At 70.2% G+C, this 25,382-nt stretch carries 23 protein-coding genes; 7 read left to right on the forward strand and 16 right to left on the reverse strand.

Annotation, left to right across the window (positions count from 1 at the left end; translation table 11 throughout):
* Positions 1-10: 10 nt before the first annotated feature.
* Entirely contained in the window at positions 11-2,236 is a 2,226-nt protein-coding gene (locus ACTWQN_RS34030; RefSeq protein ID WP_443207763.1) for a tetratricopeptide repeat protein, read from the forward strand.
* A gap of 19 nt (positions 2,237-2,255) precedes the next feature.
* On the opposite strand, the gene ACTWQN_RS34035 is transcribed toward ACTWQN_RS34030, so the two are convergent.
* Entirely contained in the window at positions 2,256-2,813 is a 558-nt protein-coding gene (locus ACTWQN_RS34035; protein WP_443207764.1) for a PadR family transcriptional regulator, read from the reverse strand.
* A gap of 118 nt (positions 2,814-2,931) precedes the next feature.
* Here ACTWQN_RS34035 and ACTWQN_RS34040 point away from each other — a divergent pair, with 118 nt between their 5' ends.
* Positions 2,932-4,359, forward strand: a complete 1,428-nt coding sequence (locus ACTWQN_RS34040; RefSeq protein ID WP_443207765.1) for a carotenoid oxygenase family protein — start codon at positions 2,932-2,934, stop codon at positions 4,357-4,359.
* Between the two features lie 92 nt (positions 4,360-4,451).
* Positions 4,452-5,135, forward strand: coding sequence for a VC0807 family protein (locus ACTWQN_RS34045; protein WP_443207766.1), 684 nt, complete (start codon positions 4,452-4,454; stop codon positions 5,133-5,135).
* Between the two features lie 206 nt (positions 5,136-5,341).
* On the opposite strand, the gene ACTWQN_RS34050 is transcribed toward ACTWQN_RS34045, so the two are convergent.
* Positions 5,342-6,532: a cytochrome P450 family protein gene (locus ACTWQN_RS34050; protein ID WP_443207767.1), complete on the reverse strand. Its 1,191-nt coding sequence runs from the start codon at positions 6,530-6,532 to the stop codon at positions 5,342-5,344.
* A 281-nt stretch (positions 6,533-6,813) separates the two neighbouring features.
* On the opposite strand from ACTWQN_RS34050, the gene ACTWQN_RS34055 reads away from it, so the two are divergent.
* The 4 genes from ACTWQN_RS34055 to ACTWQN_RS34070 all read left to right on the forward strand — a co-directional run bounded on the left by ACTWQN_RS34055 (position 6,814) and on the right by ACTWQN_RS34070 (position 12,288).
* Positions 6,814-7,494 carry a DUF6338 family protein gene (locus tag ACTWQN_RS34055; protein WP_443207768.1) on the forward strand — a complete coding sequence of 227 codons (681 nt, stop codon included), beginning with the start codon at positions 6,814-6,816 and terminating at the stop codon, positions 7,492-7,494.
* Entirely contained in the window at positions 7,466-7,633 is a 168-nt protein-coding gene (locus ACTWQN_RS34060) for a hypothetical protein (protein WP_443207769.1), read from the forward strand. Before ACTWQN_RS34055 ends, ACTWQN_RS34060 begins: the two co-directional genes overlap by 29 nt.
* 131 nt (positions 7,634-7,764) lie before the next feature.
* Positions 7,765-9,999 (forward strand): hypothetical protein, encoded by a 2,235-nt coding sequence (locus ACTWQN_RS34065; RefSeq protein WP_443207770.1) that lies wholly within the window; start codon positions 7,765-7,767, stop codon positions 9,997-9,999.
* A gap of 12 nt (positions 10,000-10,011) precedes the next feature.
* Positions 10,012-12,288, forward strand: coding sequence for a CHAT domain-containing protein (locus tag ACTWQN_RS34070; protein WP_443207771.1), 2,277 nt, complete (start codon positions 10,012-10,014; stop codon positions 12,286-12,288).
* 236 nt (positions 12,289-12,524) lie between these two features.
* Here ACTWQN_RS34070 and ACTWQN_RS34075 read toward each other — a convergent pair whose 3' ends face one another.
* The 14 genes from ACTWQN_RS34075 to ACTWQN_RS34140 are packed head-to-tail and all read right to left on the reverse strand — an operon-like array spanning position 12,525 to position 25,372.
* A complete protein-coding gene (locus ACTWQN_RS34075) occupies positions 12,525-13,886 on the reverse strand; it encodes an acetyl-CoA carboxylase biotin carboxylase subunit (protein ID WP_443207772.1) in 1,362 nt (453 codons plus the stop codon).
* A gap of 14 nt (positions 13,887-13,900) precedes the next feature.
* Complete coding sequence (locus ACTWQN_RS34080; RefSeq protein ID WP_443207773.1) at positions 13,901-14,347, reverse strand: acetyl-CoA carboxylase biotin carboxyl carrier protein; 447 nt, start codon at positions 14,345-14,347, stop codon at positions 13,901-13,903.
* The gene (gene accD / locus ACTWQN_RS34085) at positions 14,347-16,008 is read right to left on the reverse strand and encodes an acetyl-CoA carboxylase, carboxyltransferase subunit beta (RefSeq protein WP_443207774.1); all 1,662 of its coding nucleotides are present in this window, start codon (positions 16,006-16,008) and stop codon (positions 14,347-14,349) included. Before accD ends, ACTWQN_RS34080 begins: the two co-directional genes overlap by 1 nt.
* Positions 16,005-16,268, reverse strand: coding sequence for an acyl carrier protein (locus ACTWQN_RS34090; protein ID WP_443207775.1), 264 nt, complete (start codon positions 16,266-16,268; stop codon positions 16,005-16,007). The genes accD and ACTWQN_RS34090 overlap by 4 nt, the downstream gene beginning before the upstream one ends.
* Before the next feature lie 28 nt (positions 16,269-16,296).
* On the reverse strand, positions 16,297-17,508 hold the full coding sequence (locus ACTWQN_RS34095; RefSeq protein ID WP_443207776.1) for a ketosynthase chain-length factor: 1,212 nt from the start codon (positions 17,506-17,508) through the stop codon (positions 16,297-16,299).
* Positions 17,505-18,785: a beta-ketoacyl-[acyl-carrier-protein] synthase family protein gene (locus ACTWQN_RS34100; protein ID WP_443207777.1), complete on the reverse strand. Its 1,281-nt coding sequence runs from the start codon at positions 18,783-18,785 to the stop codon at positions 17,505-17,507. The genes ACTWQN_RS34095 and ACTWQN_RS34100 overlap by 4 nt, the downstream gene beginning before the upstream one ends.
* Positions 18,786-18,836: 51 nt before the next feature.
* Entirely contained in the window at positions 18,837-19,565 is a 729-nt protein-coding gene (locus ACTWQN_RS34105; RefSeq protein ID WP_443207778.1) for a beta/alpha barrel domain-containing protein, read from the reverse strand.
* Positions 19,562-20,212 carry a phosphoribosylanthranilate isomerase gene (locus ACTWQN_RS34110; RefSeq protein WP_443207779.1) on the reverse strand — a complete coding sequence of 217 codons (651 nt, stop codon included), beginning with the start codon at positions 20,210-20,212 and terminating at the stop codon, positions 19,562-19,564. The genes ACTWQN_RS34105 and ACTWQN_RS34110 overlap by 4 nt, the downstream gene beginning before the upstream one ends.
* On the reverse strand, positions 20,209-21,351 hold the full coding sequence (locus tag ACTWQN_RS34115; RefSeq protein WP_443207780.1) for an acyl-CoA dehydrogenase family protein: 1,143 nt from the start codon (positions 21,349-21,351) through the stop codon (positions 20,209-20,211). Before ACTWQN_RS34115 ends, ACTWQN_RS34110 begins: the two co-directional genes overlap by 4 nt.
* 28 nt (positions 21,352-21,379) lie before the next feature.
* Entirely contained in the window at positions 21,380-21,754 is a 375-nt protein-coding gene (locus ACTWQN_RS34120; RefSeq protein ID WP_443207781.1) for an ectoine synthase, read from the reverse strand.
* Entirely contained in the window at positions 21,751-22,572 is an 822-nt protein-coding gene (trpA, locus tag ACTWQN_RS34125) for a tryptophan synthase subunit alpha (protein ID WP_443207782.1), read from the reverse strand. Before trpA ends, ACTWQN_RS34120 begins: the two co-directional genes overlap by 4 nt.
* Positions 22,565-23,605, reverse strand: a complete 1,041-nt coding sequence (locus ACTWQN_RS34130) for a hypothetical protein (RefSeq protein WP_443207783.1) — start codon at positions 23,603-23,605, stop codon at positions 22,565-22,567. The genes trpA and ACTWQN_RS34130 overlap by 8 nt, the downstream gene beginning before the upstream one ends.
* The gene (locus ACTWQN_RS34135; RefSeq protein ID WP_443207784.1) at positions 23,602-23,865 is read right to left on the reverse strand and encodes a phosphopantetheine-binding protein; all 264 of its coding nucleotides are present in this window, start codon (positions 23,863-23,865) and stop codon (positions 23,602-23,604) included. The genes ACTWQN_RS34130 and ACTWQN_RS34135 overlap by 4 nt, the downstream gene beginning before the upstream one ends.
* 1 nt (position 23,866) lies before the next feature.
* Positions 23,867-25,372, reverse strand: coding sequence for an AMP-binding protein (locus tag ACTWQN_RS34140; protein ID WP_443207785.1), 1,506 nt, complete (start codon positions 25,370-25,372; stop codon positions 23,867-23,869).
* Positions 25,373-25,382: the final 10 nt, after the last annotated feature.

A 25,382-nucleotide genomic window follows, 5' to 3' on the forward strand; every position in this document is an offset into this window, starting at 1 on the left:
AGGGTGCTGGATGTCCGCATCGGTGGAGCGCGCGTTGGGTTCGTACCGGACCGGCGATGTCGACGGGGCGAGGGCCGCGCTGCGGGCGCTCGTCGACTCGGACGCATCGATCAGCGCCCGCCGAGCGCTCGCCGGTCTGGAACTGAGCGAGGGCAACTCCTCCGATGCCAAGGCGACGCTGGAAGGTGTTGCGGCGAGCGACGATCAGGAGTTCGGACCGCAGGCGGCGGTCGCGCTGGCGATGCTCGACGATCCGGTCGTCGCGGGACCGGTGCTGCGCGGCCTGGCCGAGGAGCTGACCGGCGATCTGGATGGTGCCTTGGCGAGCTACGCGGGTGCCGCGATCGACGGCGATCCGGTGGGGCCTGCTCTCGCGGACGCGTTTCTCGGCGGTCTGCTCGTCAGAACGGGGCGGGCGGAGGAAGCGTTGGAGCCGTTGATGGTCGCGGCCGAGTCCGGCGATCCGCTCAGCGTTTCCTATGCCTGCTTTCTGGCCGCACCCGTGCTCATGGGAATCGGCGGCGCGGAGTCGGCGGGGGCGGCGCTTTGGCGTGCGGTGGAGGCTGATCATCCCGCTATCCGGGCGTGGGCCGCGCTCCTGCTGAGCGAGACGTGCGCTGCCACCGGGGATCTGGACCGCGCGCGAGCGTCCTTCGAACTGACCGCCAAGCTCGTCATGATCGACCACCGGCAGCTGGCCTCGCGCTGCTACCAGGCGTTCTTCGAGGTCCTGGCTCAACAGGAGGACTTCGACGCGGTCCGCGACCATTTTCAGCGGCTCGCGGCAGACGGCCAGATCGAACTGGTACCCGGGTTCGTCCACTGGATGCTCGGCGAGCAGGCGGTCCTCGACCACGATCTGGCAACCGCACGAGACATGTTGCAGCGGTTGGTGAAATCGGACGACGACCTCGGCGCCGCCGCTACCGCCGTGCGGTGCCTCATCGATGGAGAGCACGACGGGGTGCGCACCGCGCTGCTGCGGGCGTCAGACGCCGACCTGCACCGCCAGATCGCCCAACTCTGCTACCAAGCGGCATTGCAGCTGGAGACCCGCAGCGCGCAGCAGGCCCTTGAGTTGCTTGCCGAGCTGGGCGATTCGGATACCCGATCCCAGGCGTTGTTCCTGCTGGGCAAAACCCACCATGCGGCCGGTGACCGGGAGCGAGCCGTGGACGCGTGGCGCAAGGGCGCGGCGACTGATCACCCGGTCCTGGCGCGGAGTTCGGCGACCGGTCTGGGAGTGCTGCTCACCGTGCGGGGTGATCTGGCTGGCGCTGCGGCAGCGTTCGAGGCAGGTGTGAGCTACCCGTTCGTCCGCGCGGTCGCTGAAGATTTCCTGAAGTCCGGCGACGTTGACGGGGCGTTGGTCGCGTTCAACGTGGCCTTGGAAGGAGATGACCCGGCCGAGGCCGGTCGTGCCGCCTACGAAATCGGCCGCATCCGTGCGGACCGAGGTGAGGTCGTCGCCGCGGCCGAGGCGTTCCGCCGCGCCGCCGACAGTCGTGACGACGAGACCGCCGCACTGGCCCACGGCCAGCTGGCGTTGATGTCCCTGGGCATGGGCGATCTCCACGGCGCGGCCGACGCCGTGGTCGCGGCACATCAGCACGCCACCGCGACCGGCAACACCGAACTGATCATCGACACCGCATGCCGACTGGGCGACCTGCGCCGTGACCAGGGCGACCTGGCCGCCGCTCGGGAGGCGTACGAGCAGGTCGTCCGGATCGGCGAGGGCCCGGCCGCGTCGTGGGCCGTTCTGGGGCTCGGCATCGTGGCGATGGAGTCGGGTGACAGCGCGTCGGCTGAACGGAGTTTCCTGCGAGTGGTGGACGTTCCCCACTACCGGACGCGGACGACGGCCATGATGTCGCTGGGCCTGCTCGCCAAAGCGCGGCGGGATCTGCCCGAGGCACGGCGCTGGTACCAGCCGGTGATCGACTCCGGCGACCCGGCGGACTCGTCGCTGGCCACCGCACACCTCGGTGAGCTGTGCTACTGGTTGGCCGACCGCGACGGAGCTCGGGTGCACTACCAGCGGGTTCTGGACCAGACCGAGCAGCAGGATCTGGTTGCCGAGGCGGCTTTCCGGCTCGGCGAGATGGCTGTCCAGGACGATGATCTGGCCAGGGCGGCGGAATTCCTCACCATCGCCCAGGCCACCGACGACCCCGATTTCGCCCCGCAGGCAGCTCGCGCGCTCACTGATCTGCGCACCAGCAAAGGCAAGTGATAGGGCTTCCCGTGCCGCTTCACTTCTCGTCGGTGTCGGGGTGCCGGTGCTCCGATGCGTCTTGTCCCAGCTTCGTCAGCGCCCACTCGGCCCAATCGATCATGGCCTGGTACTGCCGCAACCCGTACTCGGCTGCGAGTCGGCCGAATTCCATCGGCTCGCCCGGCGCGACGTCGATGTTGCCGCTCCGGGAGCGCAGTTCGGTCAGCTCTTGACGCGCGTGCAGCAACATTGCTCGCAGGATGGGCAGCGCTTCTGGTGGATCCAAAGTGGACAGCAGGAAAAGCCGCAGCACGAACTCATTGCGGACGGGCTGCGCGGAGGGTCGGTCGGTGAGCCATTCCCGGAGCTCCTGCCGACCGGCGTCGGTGAGCGCGTAGGTGCGGCGGCCGCGCGCGCCCTCGGCCACGACGGTGATCAGGTCGCTGGCGGCGAGCTTGTTCAACTCCGGGTAGATCTGGCTGTGCCCGGCGTGCCAGGCGTAGCGCTTCAGGGATAGCTCGAACCGCTGGGTCAGGTCGTAGCCGCTCTGCGGTTGGTCCGCGAGCAGTCCGAGCAGGGCATAGCGCAACGACATCGTTACCTCCGAACATGGACCCTACATGACGAAAGCGACATGTACCAGTTGACATGTCGATGTTGACATGTCAATGTCGTTGCATCAGCCACCCGCACTCCTGGACCTGGGGGAACACTTGACGGATACAGCCAGCACAGCCGCTGCCGAGGCCGATGCGCCGCCGATCTACCTCGCGGGCCACCTCGCGCCGGTGCCTGACGAGACCGAGGTCTTCGACCTGCCCGTGACCGGCTCGCTCCCGCCGGAGCTGGTCGGCCGATACTTCCGCAACGGCCCCAATCCACTGCCCGGTGAGAAGCTGGACCACTGGTTCGCCGGGCACGGCATGGTGCACGGCATCCGGCTCAAGGACGGGCGAGCGGAGTGGTACCGCAACCGCTGGGTGCGCACCAGCCTGCTGGACGGCCACAGCTGGATCGCCGACGACGGCTCGCGCGATCGCTCGGTCACACCGGCCAACACCCACATCATCGAGCACGCAGGCCACCTGCTCGCGCTTTGCGAAGGCGGCCTGCCCTACGAGATCACCAGCGAGTTGGGCACCGAGGGCCCGCGCACCTTCGGCGGTCCGCTGAGCAACGGGATGACCGCACACCCCAAGGAGGACCCGGAGACCGGCGAACTGCACTTCTTCGGTTACGGCTCGCAACCGCCGTACCTGACCTACCACCGGCTCTCACCCACCGGCGAACTCCACCGCGGCGAGACCGTCGAAGTACCGGGTGCGACGATGATGCACGACTTCGCGATCACCGAGCACTACGTGGTTTGGCTCGACCTGCCGGTGACCTTCGACCTCGCCCTGGTCGGCCACTCCCTTCCCTTCCGGTGGAACGACGAATACGGGGCCCGCATCGGCGTGATGGCCCGCGACGGCGAGCCGACCGTCCGCTGGTTCGACATCGAACCCTGCTACGTCTTCCACGTGGGCAACGCCCGCGAGGACGCGGCGGGACGCGTCGTGCTGGACGCGGTTCGCTGGGATCGGGATACCTTCCGCACCTCGTGGTCACTCCTGGGCGGCAGCAAGGTCCACGCCCGGCACCAGGGCAGCGCGGTCAGTGCCGTGGCCGAGACCGGCCACAGCACGCTGCACCGCTGGACCTTCGACTTGGCGACCGGTTCCGTGCGGGAGCAGGCGATCGATGACCGGGGAGTCGAGTTCCCCACGCTGAACGACAACCACGTCGGCCGGAACAATCGGTACCTCTACGCCGTCACCGAGCAACTGACCGATGTGGATTCCGAAGCCGCGTTGATCAAGTACGACACCACCACCGGCACCGGCGAACTGCACCACATCGGGGCCGACCGGGCCGCGGGTGAGGCGGTCTTCGTGCCAGCCGCCGACGCGCGCAACGAAGACGACGGCTGGCTGCTGTCCATCGTCAGCGACCGCTCCGGCAAGGGCTCAGATCTGGTGGTGCTCGATGCCGCCGATATCACCGCGCCGCCGGTGGCCACCGTCCACCTGCCCCGGCGCGTGCCCACCGGCTTCCACGGATCCTGGATTCCCGACACCGAACTGGAGCACGTCTCGTGACTTCGCGCCCGCACCTCCGCGAACCCCGCATATCGGCACCCACGGTGCGCATCGACCCCGCACCTGCCGCATCGATGAACGAAAGGCCCGCAATGACCCGGCCCGAACAGTCCCCGAACCAGTTGACCTCGACCGTCCAGAAGTTCTTGAAGATCTTCGGTGGCATCTTGGTGGACGTGGGCCTGCCCATGGCGACCTATTACGGCATGCGTTCATTCGGTTTCAGCGAATACCTGGCCCTGCTCGCCGGTGCCGGGGTGGCCGGGGTGCGGCTGCTGATCGCCATGTTGTGGGCCCGCCGGTTCGAGCCGTTCTCGGGCTTCATGCTGGCGACCTACCTGCTCAGCCTGCCGCTGGCGTTGCTCTCCGGGGACGACCGCTTCCTCATCGTCAAGGATTCGTTCGGCACCGGCATCACCGGTCTGATCTTCCTGGCCACCTGCTTCTTCGGCAAACCCGCGATGTTCTACGCCGCGAAGCGGTTCCGGACGGCGGGCGACAACGTCGAGGCGTGGGAAGGACTCTGGCAGTCGAACGCCGGTTTCCGCCGGACCTTCACCTTGATGACCGTGGTGTGGGCAGCCGTGTTGCTCACCGAGGCGGCGGTGCGCGTCGCGCTCGCCTACGTCTTGTCCATCGACGTGATGGTCGCGCTGTCCTCGATACTCGGCATCGGGGCGATCGCAGTGCTGCTGATCTGGACGTTGACCTACGGCGCAAGTCGACAGCGCCGCCTCCAGCGGTTGGCGCAGCCCGCACCCGCCGGACGAGCGTGAGAAACCAATAGAAATTCGAATGTCCACCAGGGTGGGCCCGGTCGACTGGCCGGGCCCACGACTGGTTTCCGGCAATTTGGTCGGGCAGTGACCCGGCCCCGGGATGGCCGCGCGCTGATGCCGGGCGGTCGCTCGCGAGAGCATTGCGGTGCCGCTCACCACGTTTCACAGGCAGAGCTTCGTACGCTGGTTTCGCGGTGAGGACGTCAATTGGTGTGGACGGGCAGGCTGCTCATTCCGTTGAGGAGCAGGCTCGGGAAGCGAGTTGGTTCTTCGTCCGGTTCCGCCAGTCGGAGTTTCGGGAAGCGGTCGAGCAGGTGGCCGATCGCGATCCGGGCTTCCAGCCGGGCCAGGGGTGCGCCGAGGCAGTGGTGGATTCCGTGTCCGAACGCCAGGTTCGGACTGCCTTCGCGGGTGATGTCCAGTTCAGCCGGTGATTCGAACCGATTCGGGTCGCGGTTGGCGGTGGGTAGCACCGGCACGACGACGTCGCCAGCGGGGATGATCACGTCACCTACTCGGACCGGTGCATTGGTCTTGGCCGGGATCGTCACCATCACCGGCGCGTCGTATCGCAGGAACTCCTCGACCGCGGCCGGGATCAGGTCGCGATCGGCCTGCAGCTTCGCGAGTTGCTCTGGATGCTTCAGCAGCGCGTACGCCGAGTTCGTGATCAGGTTGACGGTCGTTTCATGCCCGGCCACGAGCAGCAGCACCACCATCGAGGTGAGCTCGTCGTCGGTGAGCTTGTCGCCGCCGTCGCGCACGGCGATCAGATCCGACAGCAGATCACCGGTCGGCGTGGCGCGTTTCTGCTCGATCATCTGCCGCACCATGGCGACCATCGAACTCGCGGCGGCGACGTAGGCCTCCGCCGTCTGCACCGCTCCGTTGATCATGATCGTGGACTGCTCGCGGAACTCGTCGCGCTGCAGCCCCGGCACGCCGATGAGTTCGGTGATCACCGTGATCGGCAGCGGGTAGCTGTACCCGGCGATGAAGTCCACCGGGCCGTCGCCCGCCGCCGCGAGTTCGTCCAGCAGACCGGCACTGATGTCGGCGATCCTGGGTTCCAGCGCCGCCACGCGCTTGCGGGTGAAGACGGCCGACACCAGGCGGCGCAACCGGGTGTGGTCAGGCGGATTGGCCGACAGCATGTGCCTGTTGGTCGCCGAGACGAGCTCGTCGGGCATGTGGTCCGCGTGCGGGACCTCGGTGTAGGACTTGACCACGTCCGGGCTCGACAGGACCTGCCGCACTTCGGCGTAACCCGTCACCAGCCATACCGGCACCCCGGTGAAAAGCGTCACCCGTTGGACAGGCCCGGTGGCGCTCAGTTCGGCAAAAGCCCGGTACCTGGCCGTTGCCGTCGTTTCGGTGAACGGAGAAGCTGTCACACCGCCACACTATCGGCAGATGAACTCACCCGCCCCTGCCTTGATCGTCCGTGCCGCGTTCCGAAAGACGAAGGAAACGGCGGTTTTCCGACATCATCCCCTGGGACCTCGGGATCAGCACCTCGCGAGAGGCCGTTCGATGTGGACTGGCGGCAGCGTCTTCGCATGTCAGGGCAAGGCCTGCGGATCTCGGTAGCGTTGGGTGGTGGGTTCGACACGGCGTGTGTTCGATCAACGGTACCGTGGGCACCCGGTGACCGACCGACAGCCGGAGGCGCACGATGGGCCAGGCCCCCTCGACGGTGCTCCAACTCGCGTTGGTCGTGCTGGTCGTGCTGCCTGGTACGACTTACCAGTTCCTGCGGGAACGCTGGCGCGGCCCGGTTCCCGGTGAACGCGAGTTGGGCGAGCGGGTGTTGCGAGCAGTGGTTGCCTCGCTCGTGCTGGATGCGGTCTACGTGATCGCGGCGGGCCCGCAGCTGCTGGCGCTGGTTCGCGGCACGAATCCGCGCAGCTGGGATGGCTTGGTACAACACCCGCGGCTGGCGGGTGTGGTCGGCCTGCTGCTGTTCGTCGTGTTCCCCGCCGTCGCGGCGGCTGCGGTGTCGTGGTGGCAGCGGCGGAAACTGCGGGCGCGGTTCCACCGCACCCCGACTGCGTGGGACCACGCCTTCCGCGATCGCCGGTCCTGCTTCGTCCGGGCGAGGCTGGCGGATGGCAGTTGGGTGGGTGGCTGGTACGGCCCGAGGTCCTACGCCACGTCGTACCCGCATCCCGGCGAGCTGTTCCTGCAGTCGGCTTGGCGGATGAACCCCGACGGCAGTTTCGCCGCTCGTACGCCGAATTCCTCGGGCGTTTACCTCCGCAGCACGGACATCACCATCCTCGAACTTCTTGATCCACCAGCGAAAGTCCCGGATGAGGAGGCTGAAAATGCTCGATCCGCAGTTGACGCCCGATGAACGAGCACTGCTCGACGGCGCGGTGTTCGATCGCGGTTACATCCCCGCCGGTTCCGGCGACGAACCGGAACCCGACCAGCCGCCACCTGGCCCCGGCTCGGCGTCACCGCCTGTCGACGGCGCTGACGAACGGCGCTGACGAACTGCACTGACGAGTAGGAAACGCAATCGATCATGAACGGTCCTGGCCCTTCGTGGCGGGACCGACTGGGGGAGTTGGACATGTGGGAGCTGCGACTAGCCTCCTTGCAACGCAGAACGGTGCATGCGGTGCGACGCGCGGCCAGGGGGGACCACCGCGAGGTTCTCGGCTCGGAGGCACTGGCCGAAGCCGACTACCTGCTCGACTACCTGATCGGGCCGGACGGACCCCGATTCAAGGTGTTCCAAGCGATCGGGACGCTGCACCTGCTGCGGCGGAAAGCGCTCGAAGGCACGGACCCGCGTCAGGAGATGACGGCGGCGGAGCTGGCGTTCGTGTACCTCACACCGGTGTTCCTCAACGATCCGCGCGACGTTCTGTCGTTGTTCGTCGACGAGCTTCGGCGCACCGGGATGATCTCGCGGATCGCACGACCGGCGGCGGCCGGAACCGCGGGGCGGCTGGCTGATCTCGGCCAAGCCCTGCTCCAGGTTTATCTGGACAGCCGCCGGTGGGAGGTGCTGGAGTTCGGAATTTCCTGCTTGCACCGGGCCGCGTACGAGCTGACCGACCGGCATGATCCGTTTCGGCCCGGGTATCTCAAGGACCTGTCCAACGCGCTCCAGATACGCTGCGCGCGAGTCCGGTCGGCCGGTGACCGCATCGACTTCTTGACCGACCTCGCCCGAGCCGTGGCCGCGCTGCGCGAGGCGGTCGACATCGTGGCCGATGATCATCCGGAACGGCCTGTCCTGCTGGCCGAACTGGGACAGGCGCTGGTGATGACGGGAATGGAAGAGCAGGACGCGTCGATGCTGCGCACCGCGTTGACCCTCGCGCGGCAGGCCCAGCAACTCGCGCCGGGGGATACCCGGGTGGCAGAGCGGGCCTCCCACGTGCGGCAGATCTATTCGGAGTTCTCCGGGGATGATTCGGCGCTCGACGAACTGCTGGACGGACGCGATGACGTGTCGCGCCAGCACGATCCGGCGCGCCCACCACATCCGGACGAACGGATCGCGAGGCTGCTCACCAAGGCCGAATCGCTGGCTCTCGTGAATCGGCGCCGACCGGACCGGGCGCACGGCCGGGACGCGGTCCGGACCGTGCGCGAGATCGTCGAATTGGTCGCGGATGGCACCGATGTGTGGACGTTGGTGCTGCCGGTGCTGAAATCCGTGGTGTCCGTTGCGGAGACGGCGATCGATGACGCGACGCTGGGTGAGGTCGTCGATCTGCTCGGCCGCGCCGTCACCAGTCTGGGGCGTGCACACCCGGACCACGCCGACACGATGATGCACCTGGCCGGTGCGCTGGCGTTGCAACGCAACCGGACCCACGACGACTCGCTCTCGAATCGGGTGATCAGCACCTTCCGCGCGGCCGCGGACGCGACGCCGGACGGGGATCCGGACTACCCGCGTCGCCTCGCGTTGCTCGGGATCGAACTGCACCTGAAGGCGCGCGAGGGCGAGACCCCGGAAGAGCGCGAGGTGCTGCGCGAAGCCTACGAAGTGCTGTCCGTGGCGGTGGATCGGCTACCGGAAGGTGACCGCCTGCACGAACTCGCGAAGAATGCGGGCGTCAACGCAGCCGCGCGGCTGATGCTGATCGAGAGAAGATCCGAAGGCAGCCGCCCGATCACGAGCGGGGACGCCGCACCACGACGACGCCAAAACGGCAACGCCGGTCCGCAGTTGCTGGACGAGGGGTATCAGCATCAGCAGCGGTACCGCGCATCCGGTGAACGCGAGGCGCTGCTGTCGAGCATCGAGGCTTTCCGGGCCGCGCTCAACGCAGGCGACCTCGACGACTCGCAGCGCGTTGAAGCCAGGGTCGACCTCGCCACCGCTTTGGTGTGGCAGGCCGAGGATTCCGGCGAGACGCGGCTGTGGCGGGAAGCGATCGAGCACGGCCGGGCCGCGCTGCGGGAACCGCGCTGCCGGGACGGCTACCGTGCCGAGGCGTGTCGGCGGCTGAGCGCGGCACTGGGCCTGCAGTACCAGCACACTGCCGAGCACGAGGTGCTCGACGAGGCGATCGAACTGGCGCGGGAGGACTGCTCCCTGCACTACTACGACGACGCGGTCGCGTTCAACAGGTATGGCCGGATCAGGGTCTTCGAGGGCACCGCGAACCTGGTGTCCTTGCTGCTGCTGGACAGCAGGGCCGAATCGAATTCCCTGGCGGAAGCCGACCGAGTCAGCCGGAAAGCGCTGCGGGACTGCCCTGACGGGCATTCGGAATTGCCGGTCGTGCTGACCGCGCGGGGCACCATGCTGCTGGAACGCTACCAGCGGCTCGGTCGTCCGGACGATCTCCGGGAAGCCACGGAACTGCTGCGCAAGGCGGGGCTGTACTAGGTGAACCGCTTGGTGACGCTGGCGGAGGCGCAGCGTTCGCACTACGAGCAGGCAGGCGATCGCGCCGCGCTTGAGGAGGCCATCACCCTCGGCAGCGCCGCGGTCGACGATCTCCCCGCCGGGCACGTGGACCGCGCGCAGGCCCAGGCCAGCCTCGCGGCCAGCCTGCTGCTGCGCTACCGGCATCTCGGCGAACCAGGTGACCTCACCAGGGCGATCGACCTGTGCGAGTCCGCGGTCGCGGCGACGCCGCACCGACACCCCGACCGAGGAGTGCGGTTGTGCGCGCTGAGCTCGGCGCTCCTAGCCCGGTTCGAACTCGGCGGCCGAGATCCCGCAGCACTTCGCGGGGCCGTGACCTCGGCGGAGGCCGCGGTCGCCGCGACGCCGTCCAGCCATCGCGCGCGGGCCCAGGTGCTCGGCGCCCTCGCGACCGCGTTGCGCCACGCTCACCTGCTGGACGCCACGAGCACCACGCTGTCGCGAGCCGTGCGGGCCTGCCAGGACGCCGTCGAGGCCACGCCGGTCGGCGATGCCCAGCATGCGACCAGGTTGACCGACCTGGCACTGCTGCTCGCCGAGCAGGCGGATCCCGGCGCGGCGCTGCACACCGCGCGGCAGGCCGCGGCGATCGACGCAGCCGCGCCGCACACGCGGCTGCGGGCCGCGCACGCGCTGGGCTCGCTCGCCGCGCGCAGCGGGGACTGGCCCACGGCGGCCGAAGCCCTGCGCAACGCCGTCGATCTGCTTCCCCTGGTCGCACCGCGCAATCTCACCCGCGCCGACCTGGAGAACCGGCTCGGTGATCTCGGCGACCTGGCAGGTGACGCCGCGGCAGCCGCCTTGCACGCTGGCGACCCGAAGGCCGCACTGGAATCCCTGGAACACGGCCGGGCGACCCTGCTGTCCTACGCGCTCGATGCCCGGCAGGAACTGGCGGGGCTACGCCAACTCGACGGCGAACTCGCGCGGGAGTGGGAACGCCTGCGCGATCAACTCGATGGCGTCTCCACCGGCACGACGCTGCATCCGGATCTGCGCGCCCGGCTGTCCGAGGAAGCCGACGAGCTGATCCACCGGATTCGGGCGCTCGACGGCCAGCGCGGGTTCCTCTCCCGGCCCACCCTGGATCAACTGTCCGATGCCGCTGATCAGGGGCCGGTGATCAACCTGAACATCAGCGGGTACCGCTGCGACGCGCTCGTGGTCACCCGAACCGACCTGCTCACGGTGCCGCTGACCGGGCTCACCGAACAGGGACTGCGGCAGAAGCTGGCGGAATTCCTGCGGGCCATCGCGGCGGGCCGCAGCACCGAGCGTGCTGTTCGGCTCGACGCGGAAGCCACCGTCGCCGAAATCCTCGGGTGGCTGTGGGACACCACGGTCGGACCCGTGCTGGCGGCACTCGGACTCACCGGGGAACCCGACCCCGACCGGCCGTGGCCGAGGGTCTGGTGGTCACCGACCGGGCCGCTGAACTTCCTGCCGCTGCACGCCGCTGGATATCACGGGGCTGGATATCACGGGGCTGGATATCACGGGGCTGGATACCACGGGGCTGGATATCACGGGGCTGGATATCACGGGGCTGGATATCACGGGGCCAGATACCACGCGCAGGGCGGACCTGCGGCGATGGATCGCGTTGTTTCCTCTTACACGCCAAGCATCCGCACCCTGTTGCACGTGCGGCGCCCGCGCCGCACCGAACCGGAACGCCGTCTGCTCGCCATCGCGGTGCCCGCCGACGCCAACCAGCGGCTGCCCGCGCTGCCCGCAGCGGCGCAGGAAGCGCGGCAGGTGAACAACATCCTCGGTGGACACGGCATGTTGCCCGTACCCACCCGCGCCATGGTGCTCGCCGCGCTGCCCTGGGCCACCTGGGTGCATTTCGCCTGCCACGCCGAGGTCGATCCGGCCAGCCCGTCGGCCAGTCGGCTGCTGCTGTGGGACGGCTCGTTGCAGGTGACCGAAATCAGCGCGCTGGCGACGGATCACGCGGAACTCGCGTTCCTCTCGGCCTGCTCGACCGCGCGGGGCAGCGCTGACCTGGCCAACGAGTCGATCCACATCGCCTCCGCGTTCCAGCTCGCCGGATACCGGCACGTGATCGCCACGCTGTGGCCCGCGCTGGACAAGGTCTGCCTGGAAGTCGCGGAGGAGTTCTACCGCGAGGTGGTACGCCGCGCACCACCCAGCGTCGCCCTGCACGAGACCATCCGAGGCCTCCGCGAGCGCTTTCCCAACATGCCGTCGGTCTGGGCCGGATACCTCCACTCCGGGGCATGATCCGCACGGCTGGTTCGAGATGGAAGCCCGGCAACGTCGCCTTCCAGAAGCGTCCAACCGCACGCGCAGTCTATGACGCACGCCACGAACGGCACCGCGCTCGACCGTCACCGACCTCGATTCGCCAGCCGCCGCAACACAAAGCACGGCCACTCCGGTGGCGTCGGCATGCTGCCGGGCGGCTGCCGCCGCAAGATCGGTAGTGCGCCTCGGGATCCAATCTGCGGCAGGGGCGATCAATCGATCCCGTCGTCCGGTCCGTCTGTTCCGATCAGCGCGGTGGTGTGCTCGGCCGCGACGAATGCCGGAGCCGCCAGCACGTCGGCGAGGAAACCCGCGGTGGTGCGCATGCCGGGGCCTGCCAACCGCACTTCGCCCAACGCCCGCCGCATGCGGGCCAGCGCTTGGGGTCGGTCGGGTCCCCACACCACGACCTTGGCCACGAGCGAGTCGTAGGCGGCGGAAACGCGCGAGCCCGGGCCGACGTAGGTATCGACCCGGGTGAACGGTCCGGCGGGCAGCTGCACGGTTTCCACAACGCCGGGCGTGGGGGCGAAGTCCCGGGCCGGATCCTCGGCGTTGACGCGGCATTCGATCGCCACGCCGTGCGGCGCGACATCCGCCTGGGCGAACGGGAGTGCCCGGCCCGCGGCGATGTTGATCTGCTCCCGGACGAGATCGATGCCGGTGACCATCTCGGTGACCGGGTGCTCGACCTGGATCCGCGGGTTGACCTCCATGAAGTAGAAGCGGTCGTCGCGGTCCACCAGGAACTCGAAGGTGCCCGCGCCGCGGTAGCCGACCGCGAGCGCCCCGCGCACCGCGGCGGTGCACATCGCCTCGGCCGTGGCTCGCGGCAGCCGGGGCGCGGGAGTCTCCTCGATCAGCTTCTGGTGGCGTCGCTGCACCGTGCAGTCCCGCTCGCCGAGGTGCAGGGCGGTGCGGTGCGCGTCGCACAGGACCTGCACCTCGACGTGCCTGGCTTCGGCGAGGTAGCGCTCGATGTAAACCTGGCCGGACCCGAACAGCGCCAGCGCGCTGGATCGCGCGGCCCGGTAGGCCGGGACGAGGCCCGCGCGGTCGGTCACGATCCGCATGCCCTTCCCGCCGCCGCCCGCGGTCGCCTTGATGATCACCGGGTAGCCGATCGAATCGGCCAACGCGTGCGCGGCGTGCGCGTCGGCGACCGGCTCGATGCTGCCGGGCAGCAGCGGCAGCCCGGCTTCGGCCATCGCCGTCCGGGCCGCGATCTTGTCCGACAGGGTGGCCAGCACCGGCGCGGGCGGTCCGATGAAGGTGATCCCGTTTTCCTCGCACGCCTCGGCGAAATCGGCGTCCTCGGACAGGAAACCGTAGCCGGGATGGATGGCCGACGCGCCGGTGCGCAGCGCGGCTTCGAGCAGCGCCGCGGCGTTGCGGTAGCTGCGGTTGGCCGCGGCCGGACCGATGCGCACCGTTTCGTCGGCGAACGCCACGGCTGGCGTGCCGGTGTCCTCGGTGGAGTAGGCCGCCACCGTCGACAACCCCATCTCCCGGCAGGTCCGGGCCACCCGCAGCGCGATCTCGCCGCGGTTCGCGATCAGCACTTTCGAGAACATCCATCCCCCAGCCGTCAGGAGGCCAACGGCTCCAGCGCCGTGGCGGGCTCCAAGGTGAAAAGCGGTTCGCCGTACTCGACCGGTGTGCCGTCGGCGACCAGCACACCATCGATCCGACCGCGCTGGTCGGCTTCGACCGGGATCATGGTCTTCATGGCCTCGACGATGCCGACCTGCTGACCGGGCCGCACCAGGTCTCCGACGGCGACGAACGGTGGCTCGCCGGGGCTTGGCGCGTGGTAGAACACACCGACGATCGGTGCGCACAGCTCTGCGCTGGCCGAGGCAGGCGTGGTTCGGGCTTCCCCGGGCAGCTCGCGGGAGGCTGCTGGCCATTCCAGCTCGACGCTGACCTCGCCAGCTCGGGCCAGCAGCCGGGTCGGCGGTGTCCCGGCCGCGGCCAGCAGTTCGCCCGCGCCGCGCACCACGGCGTCGAACAGCCCGCGCTCTTCCTCGCTCATCATCCCTCCACAGTGGATAGAACTCGATCGGATCCGTAGGCGCGCCAACGGGTGCGGCGTCGAGCGACCAGCTCGGCGGGCGGCAGCGGCGCCAACTCGTCGAGCGCGGCCACCACGGCGTCGCGCACGACCGCCGCCGCGGCCTCGTGGTCGTTGCCGGTGCCGCCCGCGGGCTCCGGAAGAACGCCGTCAACGACACCGCGGGACAGCAGGTCGCGGGCGGTCAACCCGAGTGCCGCCGCGGCGTGCGGGGCGGCGCAGCGGTCGTCCCAGAGGATCGCGGCGCATCCCTCGGGGCTGATCACCGAGTAGTAGGCGCCCGCGAATGAGTAGACGCGGTCGGCGACGCCTAGTGCGAGCGCGCCGCCGCTGCCGCCCTCACCGATCACGACGGCGACGACCGGCACCGGCAGCGCCGAGAACAACCGGATGCTCTCCGCGATCGCCACCGCCTGGCCCCGTTCCTCGGCGGTGATGCCCGGGTGCGCGCCGGGCGTGTCGATCAGGGTGAGCACCGGAATGCCGATCTTGGCGGCCAGCCGGGCCAGCCGCGCGGCCTTGCGATACCCCGACGGCGATGGCATCCCGAAGTTGCGTGCCGCCAGTTCGGTTGGCGTGTGGCCCTTCTGGTGCCCGATCACCACCACCGGCCGACCGGCCAGCGAACCGATGCCGCCGACGATCGACGGGCAGTCGTCGCCGAGCCGGTCGCCGTGCAGCTCGTCGAAGCCGTCGAGCAGCAGCTCGATGTAGTCCGATGTGGTCGGACGGGACGGTTCGCGGGCGCAGCGGACCAACTCCCACGGGTCGGGAGCGGGCAGCAGCTCCGGATCGGTGACCGCGGGTGACACGCGGCTGGTGGCTTCTTCGGTGGCCTGCCCGGCGGCCGCCGCGAGCAGCCGGGCCAGGGTCGCGCGCAGCTCGGCGCGCGGCCGGATCATGTCGATGATCCCGTGCGCCAGCAGGAACTCCGCGGTCTGGAAATCGGAGGGCAACTGCGCTCCGATGGTCTGGCGGATCACCCGCGGCCCAGCGAATCCGAGGCGCGCGCCGGGTTCGGCGATGAGCACGTCGGCCAGCGTGGCGAAGGAGGCCGCGACGCCCCCGTAGGTCGGGTCGGTGATCAGGCTGATGGTGAGCACGCCCGCCTCGTCGAGTTGCGCCAGCGCTGAGCTGGTCTTGCCCATCTGCATCAGCGACAGGACGCCTTCCTGCATCCGGGCCCCGCCCGAGGCGCAGACCAGCAGCAGCGGGATCCGGTCGGCCAGCGCGGCTTCGGCGGCCCGCGTGATCGCTTCACCCACCGCGGTGCCCAGACTTCCGCCGAGGAAGCGGAAGTCCATCGCGGCCACCACCAACGAGTGGCCGTGCACCGTGCCGTGCGCGCACAGCACGGCGTCGGTCAGGCCGGTGGCGGCGCGGGCGGCGGCCAACCGGTCGGGGTACGCGCTGGTGTCCTGGAACCGCAACGGATCGCCGCCGTCGGTGACGCAGTCGATCAACCTCGATGAGCCCGGATCCAGCAGCTGCTCAAGACGTTTCGCCGCCGGGACGCGATCGTGCCGACCGCACTCGGGGCAGACGCCGAGCTGCCGGGCCAGCCGCTTGCCGTAGACCACGGCGCCGCAGCCCGGGCAGTGCCGCCAGCTCTTCTCGGTCATGCCCGCACCGCCGCGGCCAGCTGTTGGTTGATCAGCTCCAGGAACGCGCGCGGTGTGCTCAACTCCGCCACGGCGTCGTCGCTCATGGCCACGCCGTGCTCGCGTTCGACGAGCCGGAGGGTTTCCAGCAATGCCAACGAGTCGTAGCCGAGGTCGTCGAACGTCGAATCCAGGTAGTCGTCGGACAGGTCCGCCGGTTCGTCGCCACCGGCGCCGAGCCGCAGGATTCGGGTGAACTCGGCCGGGGTCAGCTGCTGCACGGTTGCCTCCATCGATGGGTTGGGGCGGTCAGTCGGCGGCGCGGACCACCAGCGCCGAGTTGAACCCGCCGTGGCCGCGGGCCACCACGAGCGCGGTGCGCACGGCCAGCGGCCGCGGCGTCGCGACGACGAGGTCGATCCGCTCTTCGGCCGGCCGGGTGTTGATCGCGGGCGGCACCAAGCCGTCGCGGATGCTCAGCAGCGCGGCCACCACGTCCAGCGCAGCGCCCCCGGAGTACAGCCGACCGGTCATCGTCTTGGGCGCGGCCACCGGCACGCCGCGGGGGCCGAAGATCGCGGTGATCGCATCCGCTTCGGCCCGGTCGAGCTCCGGTGTGGCCGCCGCGTCGGCGAAAACCACGTCCACGTCCTCAGGGGCGGTCCGGGCGTCGTCCAGCGCGTTCGCGATGGCCCGCGCGAGCCCGGGAGGCCGACCGGAGCCGGGTGCGGGGTCAACGGTCGCCGCCCAGCCCGCGATGGTGCCGTAGGGCGGCGGGCCACCGCGCCGCGCCACCGATCCGGGCCGTTCCAAGACGAGGATCGCGCCGCCTTCGCCCGGTACCCATCCCGACGCCCGGGTGTCGAAGGGCAGGTAGGCCGCATCCGGGTCGTCGGCGGTGCTCAACGCCCCGCTGGGCAGCTGCGCGACCAGACCCCACGGGCACAGCGACGAGTCCACCCCACCGCTGATGACCAGACCGGTGCCGCGGCGCAGGTGTCGACGCCCCTGGGCGAGCGCGTCCAGGCCACCGGCCTGTTCGGCGACCAGCACACCGCTCGGTCCGCGCATTCCGTGCCGGATGGAGATCTGCCCGGTGTTCACCGCGTAGAACCAGGCGAAGGACTGGTAGGCGCTGACGTGCCCGGGACCCCTGCTCCACAGCGCTTCCAGCTCGCGCTGGCCGAACTCGAAGCCGCCGGATGCGCTGGCGGTGACCACGCCCATGTCGAACTCGGCAAGGTCGCTGGACGCCACGCCTGCGTCGGCCAGCGCCAGGTCCGAGGCCAGCAGCGCCAGTTGCGTCATGCGGTCGGTCTGCGGCAGCAACCGGGACGGCAGGTGTTCCGCCGCGTCGAAACCGTCGACCTCACCGGCCAGCCGGGTGGGGTAGCGGGAACCGTCGAACCGGGTGATCGGCGCGATGCCGTTGATGCCCTTGAGGGTGGCCGCCCAGTACTCCTCGACGCCGAGCCCGTTCGGGGCGACCACCCCGAGCCCGGTCACCACCGCCTCGCTCATGCCGCCAGACCTCCCCGTGCGGCCTCGGTGAGCACCATCGCGCTCTGGAACCCGCCGAAACCGCTGCCGACCGTCAGCACCGAGCTGACCGGCAGTTCGCGGGCGGTCAGCGGGGTGTAGTCCAGATCGCAGTCCGGGTCGGGCTCGTGCAGGTTCGCGGTCGGCGGCACCACGTCGTGCTCGATGGCCAGCGCGCAGGCCGCGATCTCGATGGACCCGATCGCGCCCAGCGAGTGCCCGACCATGGATTTGATGGAGCTGACCGGGATTTCGTAGGCGTGCGAGCGCAACGCGCGTTTCATCGCGGCGGTTTCGTGCCGGTCGTTCTGCTTGGTGCCGGAGCCGTGCGCGTTGACGTAGTCGATGTCGCCGCCGTCGACGCGCGCCTCGGCGAGCGCCGCGCCGATCGCCTCGGCCATCTCCCGCCCGTCGGGTCGCAGTCCGGTCATGTGGAAAGCGTTGCAGCGCGAGGCGAAACCGCTTATCTCGGCGTAGCAGTGGGCGGCGCGGGCAGCCGCGCGACCGGCCTCCTCCAGGACGAACACGGCCGCTCCTTCCCCGAGCACGAACCCCTTGCGGGTGTTGTCGAAGGGGCGCGAGGCGTGTTCGGGGTCGTCGTTGTACGGGGTGGTCGCCTTGATCGCGTCGAAGCACGCGACCGTGATCGGGGAGATGGGCGCGTCGGAGGCACCCGCGAGCACCACGTCCGCCGAACCCTCGCGGATCAGCTCGCAGCCGTGGCCCACCGCGTCGATGCCGGAGGTGCAACCGGTGGAGACGACCGCCGCGGGCCCTTCGGCGCCCACCTCCCACGCCACCTCGCGGGCGAGCGAGCTGGGCACCAGGTAGTCGTAGAGGTGCGGCACGGCGTATTCGTGATCGACCAGCCAGCTCCGACCGGAGTCGCTGACCACCGCGTACTCGCGTTCCAGGCTCGTCGTGCAGCCGACGGCGCTGCCGATGGTGACGCTGGTGCGTTCGGGCGGGAGCTCGTCGACGGTGAGCCCGCTGTCGGCGAGCGCTTCCCTGGCCGACACCACGGCGAACTGCGCCACCCGATCCATCCGGCGGCTCTGGCGCGGCGTCAGGCCGTGCGCGAGCGGGTCGAAGTCCGCCTCGGCGGCGACCCGGGAACGGAAAGCGGAGGCGTCGAAGGCAGAGATCGTGCGGGTGGCGCTGCGGCCACTGGTGATCAGTTCCCAGAAGCTGTCCCGGCCGATCCCGCCGGGCGCGACCACCCCGATTCCGGTGATGACCACTCGTCGTTGTCCTACCATGAAGCGACCTTTCGTTCGGGCGCCACCGGGAAACCGGCCGTGCTTCGAGCTTCACCGATCGGGCTCAAGTTCCCCTGGAATGCGGTCTGGAGAACGCTCGTGGCGCCGGTGCGCATCGAATGCGGCGACCCAACCGGCGACGTCGGAGGTCAGCAGTGCGCTGCCGATCAGCAGCCCGGCGTAACCGGCTCGCAGCAGTGCCGCGGCCTCGGCCGCATCGGCCAGGCCGCTGGCGCTGACCGGGCACCTGGTCCCGCTCGCCAGCAGCGCAGGCAGCAGCGAGCGGCTGCGCCGCAGGTTCGCCGGGCCCCGCTCCCGCGTGGTGATGTCCTTGTTGTTCACGGCGATCGCGCAGTCGGCCGGGTGGGGCACGGCGGCGATCTGCGCTGCGCTGGTGACCTCCACGAACGGCGTCAGACCACGCCGCAGCGCAGCGGCGACCAACCTCGCCAACGACCCGCCGGGCAGCAGCCCGGCGGTGAGCAGCACCGCGTCGGCGCCCAGCCGCTGGCTCTCGTCCAGGTCCGCTTCGCGCACGATGAAGTCCTTGCGCAGCAGGGGAAGATCGGTCCGGTCGGCGACGCGGCGCAGCAGTCGCGGCGTCCCGCCGAACCACTTGCCGGTGACGACCGAAAGGCACGGTGCCCCGGCCCGTTCGTACTCGGCGACCACATCGGACGGATCGCGATCGCCGAGCAGCGCGGCGCCGCGACCGTCGTGCACCTTGAGCTCCATCACCAGCGGTCGTCCGGCGGCGAGCAGGGCTTCGAGGAACCTCATGGTCGGGTCCAGGTGCCGACCAGCCGGGCGACGGCACCGGCGTCCAGGGCCCCAGAGGCGTCGCGTGCCGCGCTGTCGGCGTCCACTCCGCGGAACCACGGGTGCTCGGTCACCGCGCCGAGCGCCGCCGCACCGGTCGCGGTGATTCCACCGGCGACCAGGAACGGCCGGTGCAGCCGGTCGGCGATTCGCGCCAGCGCCGCGGGGTCCGCGGCGCGACCGGTGCTGCCCAGGCGTCCGTCCGAAGTGGACGAATCCAGCAGGAACCAGTCGGTTCCGGCGCGTTCGTAGGCGGCCACCAGGTCTTCCTGGAGGCAGCGGGTGCCGTGGACGTGCAGGGCCTTGATGACGTGCACGCCGCGCGCCTTCAACGCCCGGACCAGGCCGGGCGGTTGGTGGCCGTGCAACTGCACCCAGCGCGCCCCGGTGCGGTCGACGAGCTCGGGCAACCCGTTGCCGCGCAACGTGACCAGCACCGGTTGCGGGGGGCCGCCCGCCAGCAGCGCGGCGGCCTGGCGCGGCGGCAGGTCCGCGGCACCGCCCGGGACCCCGCACCAGACGCCAGCCAGGTCGGCGCCCGCCTCGGCCAGCAGCCGCAGGTCGGCGGAGGTGCGCACGCCGCAGATCTTCACCAGTGCGCGGCTCATCCGAGCCCCAGCATGGCGGCGATGCGGTTGCGCTGGATTTCCGAGGTGCCCGAGTAGATCGTCCCGCCGACCGCGTCGCGCAGCTCCTTCTCGATGCCGGATTCCACCAGGAAACCGGCGCCGCCCAGGACCTGCACCGCGGCCAACGCCGAGGAGACGTTCGCCTCGCTGGTGACCAGCTTGGCGATGGCGATGTCGGTGGTGACGTTCTCACCGGCCGCGAACCGGACCGCGGTGTCGTACAGCCACGACCGGGCGGTGCGCAGCGCGATCTCCATCTCCACCAGCCGGTGCGAGATCGCCTGGTGGCTGCCGATGGGAACGCCGAACTGCTTGCGCTGCCGAGCGTGCTGCACGCACCGGTCGAGCCGGTGGCGCATGGCCCCCGCGCTGATCACGAACGAGCAGAGGATCTCCCACTTCATCACGTGGTCCAGCACCAGGAACCCGCCACCGATCCGGCCCAGCACATTGGTCGCGGGCACTCGGCAGCCATCCAGGTGCAGGCTGCCCAGGGGAGAGGTGCGCAGTCCCATCGTCGGCTCGGCCGGTGCCAGGTGCACACCGGGTGCGTCGCGCTCCACCAGGAACGCGGTGGTGCTCAAGGGGCCCGCCGTTCGCCCCGTCCGGGCGTAGACCACCACCAGGTCGGCGATCGGTCCGTTGCTGACGAAGGCCTTGGTCCCGGTGAGCACGAAGTCGTCGCCGTCGCGTTCGGCGCGGGTGCGCATGTTCAGCGCGTCCGAGCCGCCCTCCGGTTCGGTGATGGCGTGCGCGCCGATGGTCTCGCCGGAGCACACGCCCGGCAGGTACCGGTCGCGCAGCTCGGGAGTGCCGAAGCGCTGCACGGCCACTCCGGTGCTGACCAGGTGCGTGGACACGCAGAAGTTCAGCCCGCCGTCCCGGCATCCCTCGCCGAGCCCTTCCAACACGTACATGGTGGTGAGCAGGTCTTGGCCCAAGCCGCCCCACTGCTCGCCCAGCGGCAGTCCGAGCAGTCCGGACCGGGCGAGGGCCCACCACTTGTCCCACGGGAATTCCCCGCGCTCATCCCACTTGATGTGCTCCTCGTTGAGCACATCAAGCCAGGGAATGAGACCGCTTCGCAGCGCGTCCTGCTCTGCCGTCCACTTGATCACTGCCGCACTCCCCGCCGAGTTCGTCGAATCAGTACTGGGAGAACCCCGTCGAATCCAGGCTGTGCCGCTCGTCGCCGTGCAACGGCGGGTTGAACACCGAGATCAGCCTCAGGTCCGAGTAGGGGGCGGCGACCAGGAAGTGCGGGTCGTGCTTGTCGAGCGCGTAGAGGGTGCCCGGCGTGATCCGGTGGGACGTGCCGTCGGTGTCGATGACCTCGCCTTCACCGGCCACGCACAGGCAGGACTCCAGGTGCCTGGGGTACTCCAGACGGGATTTCGTGCCAGCGCGGACCGTGGTCTCCGCGATCGTGTAGCCCATGCCGTCGGCCTTGACGAGGTAGCGGGTGCTCAGCCCGTTCCCCCAGTCGACCGTGGTGGACTCGGCTCGGGTCCTGATGATCATCGTGTAGCTCCTTCCAACTTGCCCTGATCGCCTCCGAACAGCGATCGGACGAACTCGTCGAAGCGCCCGACCGGGTCGTGGTCGTCGGCTTCGGCGCGGTCGAGGACTTCCGCGGCGGCGGTGCCGACGATCGCGGCGTCCGCGCCGGTGGCCGCGATCCGGCGGACGTCGGTCGCCGAACGCACCCCGAAGCCGACGGCCACCGGCACCCGCGCCTCGGCTCGCAGCTCCCGCACCACACCGGCCAACGCGGCATGCCCACCGACCGGCGCGGTCCCGGTCTTGCCGTAGTGCGCGGCCAGGTAGACGTAGGCCGTGGCATCCCGCGCGGCGGCCGTCCGGGCCGCCGGGCCGGAGGTGGCGAAGCAGCTGGCCACCATCGGCAGCCCGGTGTCCGCCGCGGCGCTGAGGTGAACCGCGCGCCTGCGCGGTGGCGTGGCGTGCACCAGCGCCCCGTCGACGCCCGCATCGAGCACCTGCCTGGCGAACCGGTGCTCCCCGAGCGGCCACACGGAGTACCGCCAGTCGGCGAGCAGCGCGATCCGCAGCTGGCGCAGGTGCGGCCGGACTCCGGCGACGAACCGGAGCACGTCGGCGAATCCGATGCCACGCCGCAGGGCTCGATCGGCGGCGCGGCGCAACACCGGGCCGTCGGTGGCCGAATCGGGGAACGGGACGGCCAGTTCGACGCAGTCCACCCCGCGCTCGTCGAGCACGGCGAGCAGCTCCCGCTGCTGGGCGAGCGGTTGCGCGCCCGCGGTGAGCAGCACGGCGAGTCCGGGGCGATCCGGCCCGCGGCCGGTGAAGAACTCAGCCACCGGCACCCACCCGCGTTCGCATCCGCTGCGCCAGGTCGACGGCGGCGCCGCTGTTCAGCGCACGGTGGCAGTGGGCCAGCGCTTGCGGCCAGGAGGTCGCCGAATCCGCGAGCACCAGCAGTGCCGCGGCGTTCAGGCAAACGGTGCTGCTGGCCTGCGCACCACCGCGACCGGCCAGCACGTCGAGGAAATGCTCGACCAGCTCGTCGGTGGGGACCGGGCGCAGTTCGGCGAGCGAGCTGTCGCGCTGCGGGACCCACTGGCAGGGACCGGCGGGCAGCTCGGTCAGCGGCACCGGTTGCGTCCCGTCGCACCGGTCGATCACGTCGCAGCCGAAGCCGAGCAGCTCGTCGGAGCCGAAGTCGTTGCGGCACAGCCAGATCCGGCGCCCCGTCAACGGGGCGGCGAAGCGCAGCAGCGGCAGCGCGCGGTGCTCGGAGACGCCGGTCAGCTGGGCGCGAACCGGGATGACCGCGAGCAGCGGGCCGAGCAGGTTGAGGAACGCCGACACCGAGCGGGGGTCCACCGGGAGCACGGCGCGAGCCAGCCGCCGGAGCTCAGCGGGGTAGACGAAGTCCCCGGTGAAAGCCAAGCCGAACCGCTGCAGGGCCGCTGCGGTGTCCGCATAGGACTTCGTGCGCCGGACGCCGAGGTGATCCAGCAGGTCGTAGGAGCCGTGTGCGCTGGTGCGCGCGCGGGCACCGGTCTTGACCACGCGCGCGCCCGCCGCGGCGGCGACGAACGCGGCGGCGGTGGAGATGTTGAAGGTAGGCGGCCCGCCCCCGGTGCCTGCGATGTTGACGGCGTCGGGGAACGACACCTCGGTCGGGGCCCGCCGTTCGAGCAGCGAGGCCAAGAATTCCGCCGTGGTGCGCGGACTCGGCGGACACGTGGCCAACGACGACAGCACCGCCACCGCCTCGCCCGAGCGCAACCGCCCGGCGGCGAGGTCTTCCCAGAACGAGTGCCACCGGACCCGATCGACGTCGTGGCGACGGCTCAGCAGCGCGCCGACAACGGGGTGCGCGCTCACTTCGCGTCGACCGGTCCGGCGGTCGCTGCGGTGATGAACGCGTCGATCGCGGCTATCGAGCGGAAGGAATCCGGGTCGAGCTCCACGTCTTCGGCGCGGATTCCGTACGCGTCTTCGAGCCAGACCAGGAGTTTGAGCAGCCCCAGGCTGTCGATGATCCCCTCGTCGAGCAGGTCGGTGTCCGGGGCCAGTTCCTCGACCGGCACGTCGGGCAGGAACTCGGCGATGACGAACTGCGTGATGGCGCTGGCGTGCTGCACTTCAGACCTCTTTCGGATCAGCGGTGGTCGCGGGGTGTTCGCGGGCCACGGCGGTGCGGTCGACCTTGCCGTTGGCGTTGCGGGGGAACGACTCGTCCACGATCAGGACTTCCTCGGGCATCGCGCCGCGCGGCAGCACGGCCGCGCAGTGCCGACGCAGTCCCAAGGTGTTCAGCGAGCTGCCCGGTGTGCGGTAGGCGAGCGCCCGCAGGCGCTTCCCGCCGATGGCGTTCGGAACGGCGAGCACCACGGCCTCCCGCACTTCCGGGTGGGTCAGCAACGCGTTCTCGACCTCGCCGAGGTCGACGCCGACACCGCGCACCTTGACGCGGAAGTCCGTGCGGCCGAGCAGGACCAGGTTGCCGTCGGCCTGGCGGGAGACGAGATCACCGCTGCGGTACCACTGGGGGCCGGACGGATTCGCCGGATGCGGGCCGAATCGCCCGGCGCCGCGCGCCGCACCCAGGTACCCCGGGCTCTGGAAGGGCGATCGCAGCAGCAGCTCACCGGATCCGGCCCCGCGGACCTCGTTGCCGTCGGCGTCGAGCACCGAGATCTCGACGCCCGGCAGGGGAGTGCCCAGCGGCACCGCGGTCCCGTCGTCCCGGGCCGGGTCGATCTCGTGCAGCAGGCTGTCGTTGGTCTCGGTGCAGCCGTACAGGTTGTACAACCGGGCCTGGGGGAACGCTGCCGAAAGCGCCGCGACGCCGCCGGGTGGCATGCTGTCGCCGGTGGAGATCGCGTGCTCGACGGAGTCGAAGACCTCGCCGCTACCGGTGAGCAGACCGAACAACATCGGCACCGCCTGCACCACCTGGACGCGCCAGCGCCGCACCAGCGCCGCCAACCGACCCGCGTGCAGGGCATCGGTCGGGTCGACGAGCACGACCGCACCGCCGTGCGCCAGCGTCGTCCAGATGTCCAGCAGGCACAGGTCGAAGCTGATGGGCGCGTAGTTGAGCACGCGGGTTCCCCGACCAATGGCGAACCGCTGCGCCGCCCAGCCGATGAACCGGTCGATGCCGACCGCGGTCAACGGCACGATCTTGGGCAGTCCCGTCGATCCCGACGTGGTGAGCATGAACGTGACGCCCTGCGGCGGCTGCGGCCAGGCCCGGTGTGCAGGGGCCCGGTGTGCAGGGGCCCGGTGTGCAGGGACAGGGTGTGCCGGGGCGGTGCCGTCGGCGGAGATCTCGGCTGCGCAGCCCGCCTGGGCGAACAGTTCGCGCAGCACGTCTTCCGGCTGGTTCAGCGCGGGCAGCAGGAACGGGTGACCGGAGAGCAGGACGCCCAGCACCACCGCCAAGTCCTGCGGCGACTTGCCGACGCGCAGGCCCAGTGGTTGCCGGGTGTCGAGCGCGAGCGCCGACACCCGCTCCAGCTGGTGCTGCGCGAGCCGCCAGAGCTCACCGTAGGAGTATTCCTCGTCGTGCCACACCAAAGCGGTGGCGTCCGGGTCCCGCCGGACCTGGTCGTGCACCGCGGCGGTCAGGCCCACCGCAGCCATTGCGCACCTC

The organism is Saccharopolyspora antiqui (assembly GCF_052246905.1).
Taxonomy (GTDB): Bacteria; Actinomycetota; Actinomycetes; order Mycobacteriales; family Pseudonocardiaceae; genus Saccharopolyspora.

What these genes read in the sequence shown, in the direction of transcription:
- ACTWQN_RS34035 (WP_443207764.1), bottom strand. Translation starts at nt 2,813, where the DNA reads ATGTCGTTGCGCTATGCCCTGCTCGGACTGCTCGCGGACCAACCGCAG.
- ACTWQN_RS34030 (WP_443207763.1), top strand. Translation starts at nt 11, where the DNA reads ATGTCCGCATCGGTGGAGCGCGCGTTGGGTTCGTACCGGACCGGCGAT.
- ACTWQN_RS34080 (WP_443207773.1), bottom strand. Translation starts at nt 14,347, where the DNA reads ATGAGCGAGGAAGAGCGCGGGCTGTTCGACGCCGTGGTGCGCGGCGCG.
- ACTWQN_RS34120 (WP_443207781.1), bottom strand. Translation starts at nt 21,754, where the DNA reads ATGATCATCAGGACCCGAGCCGAGTCCACCACGGTCGACTGGGGGAAC.
- ACTWQN_RS34110 (WP_443207779.1), bottom strand. Translation starts at nt 20,212, where the DNA reads ATGAGCCGCGCACTGGTGAAGATCTGCGGCGTGCGCACCTCCGCCGAC.
- ACTWQN_RS34105 (WP_443207778.1), bottom strand. Translation starts at nt 19,565, where the DNA reads ATGAGGTTCCTCGAAGCCCTGCTCGCCGCCGGACGACCGCTGGTGATG.
- ACTWQN_RS34075 (WP_443207772.1), bottom strand. Translation starts at nt 13,886, where the DNA reads ATGTTCTCGAAAGTGCTGATCGCGAACCGCGGCGAGATCGCGCTGCGG.
- ACTWQN_RS34095 (WP_443207776.1), bottom strand. Translation starts at nt 17,508, where the DNA reads ATGAGCGAGGCGGTGGTGACCGGGCTCGGGGTGGTCGCCCCGAACGGG.
- accD (WP_443207774.1), bottom strand. Translation starts at nt 16,008, where the DNA reads ATGACCGAGAAGAGCTGGCGGCACTGCCCGGGCTGCGGCGCCGTGGTC.
- ACTWQN_RS34045 (WP_443207766.1), top strand. Translation starts at nt 4,452, where the DNA reads ATGACCCGGCCCGAACAGTCCCCGAACCAGTTGACCTCGACCGTCCAG.
- ACTWQN_RS34100 (WP_443207777.1), bottom strand. Translation starts at nt 18,785, where the DNA reads ATGGTAGGACAACGACGAGTGGTCATCACCGGAATCGGGGTGGTCGCG.
- ACTWQN_RS34140 (WP_443207785.1), bottom strand. Translation starts at nt 25,372, where the DNA reads ATGGCTGCGGTGGGCCTGACCGCCGCGGTGCACGACCAGGTCCGGCGG.
- ACTWQN_RS34060 (WP_443207769.1), top strand. Translation starts at nt 7,466, where the DNA reads ATGCTCGATCCGCAGTTGACGCCCGATGAACGAGCACTGCTCGACGGC.
- ACTWQN_RS34055 (WP_443207768.1), top strand. Translation starts at nt 6,814, where the DNA reads ATGGGCCAGGCCCCCTCGACGGTGCTCCAACTCGCGTTGGTCGTGCTG.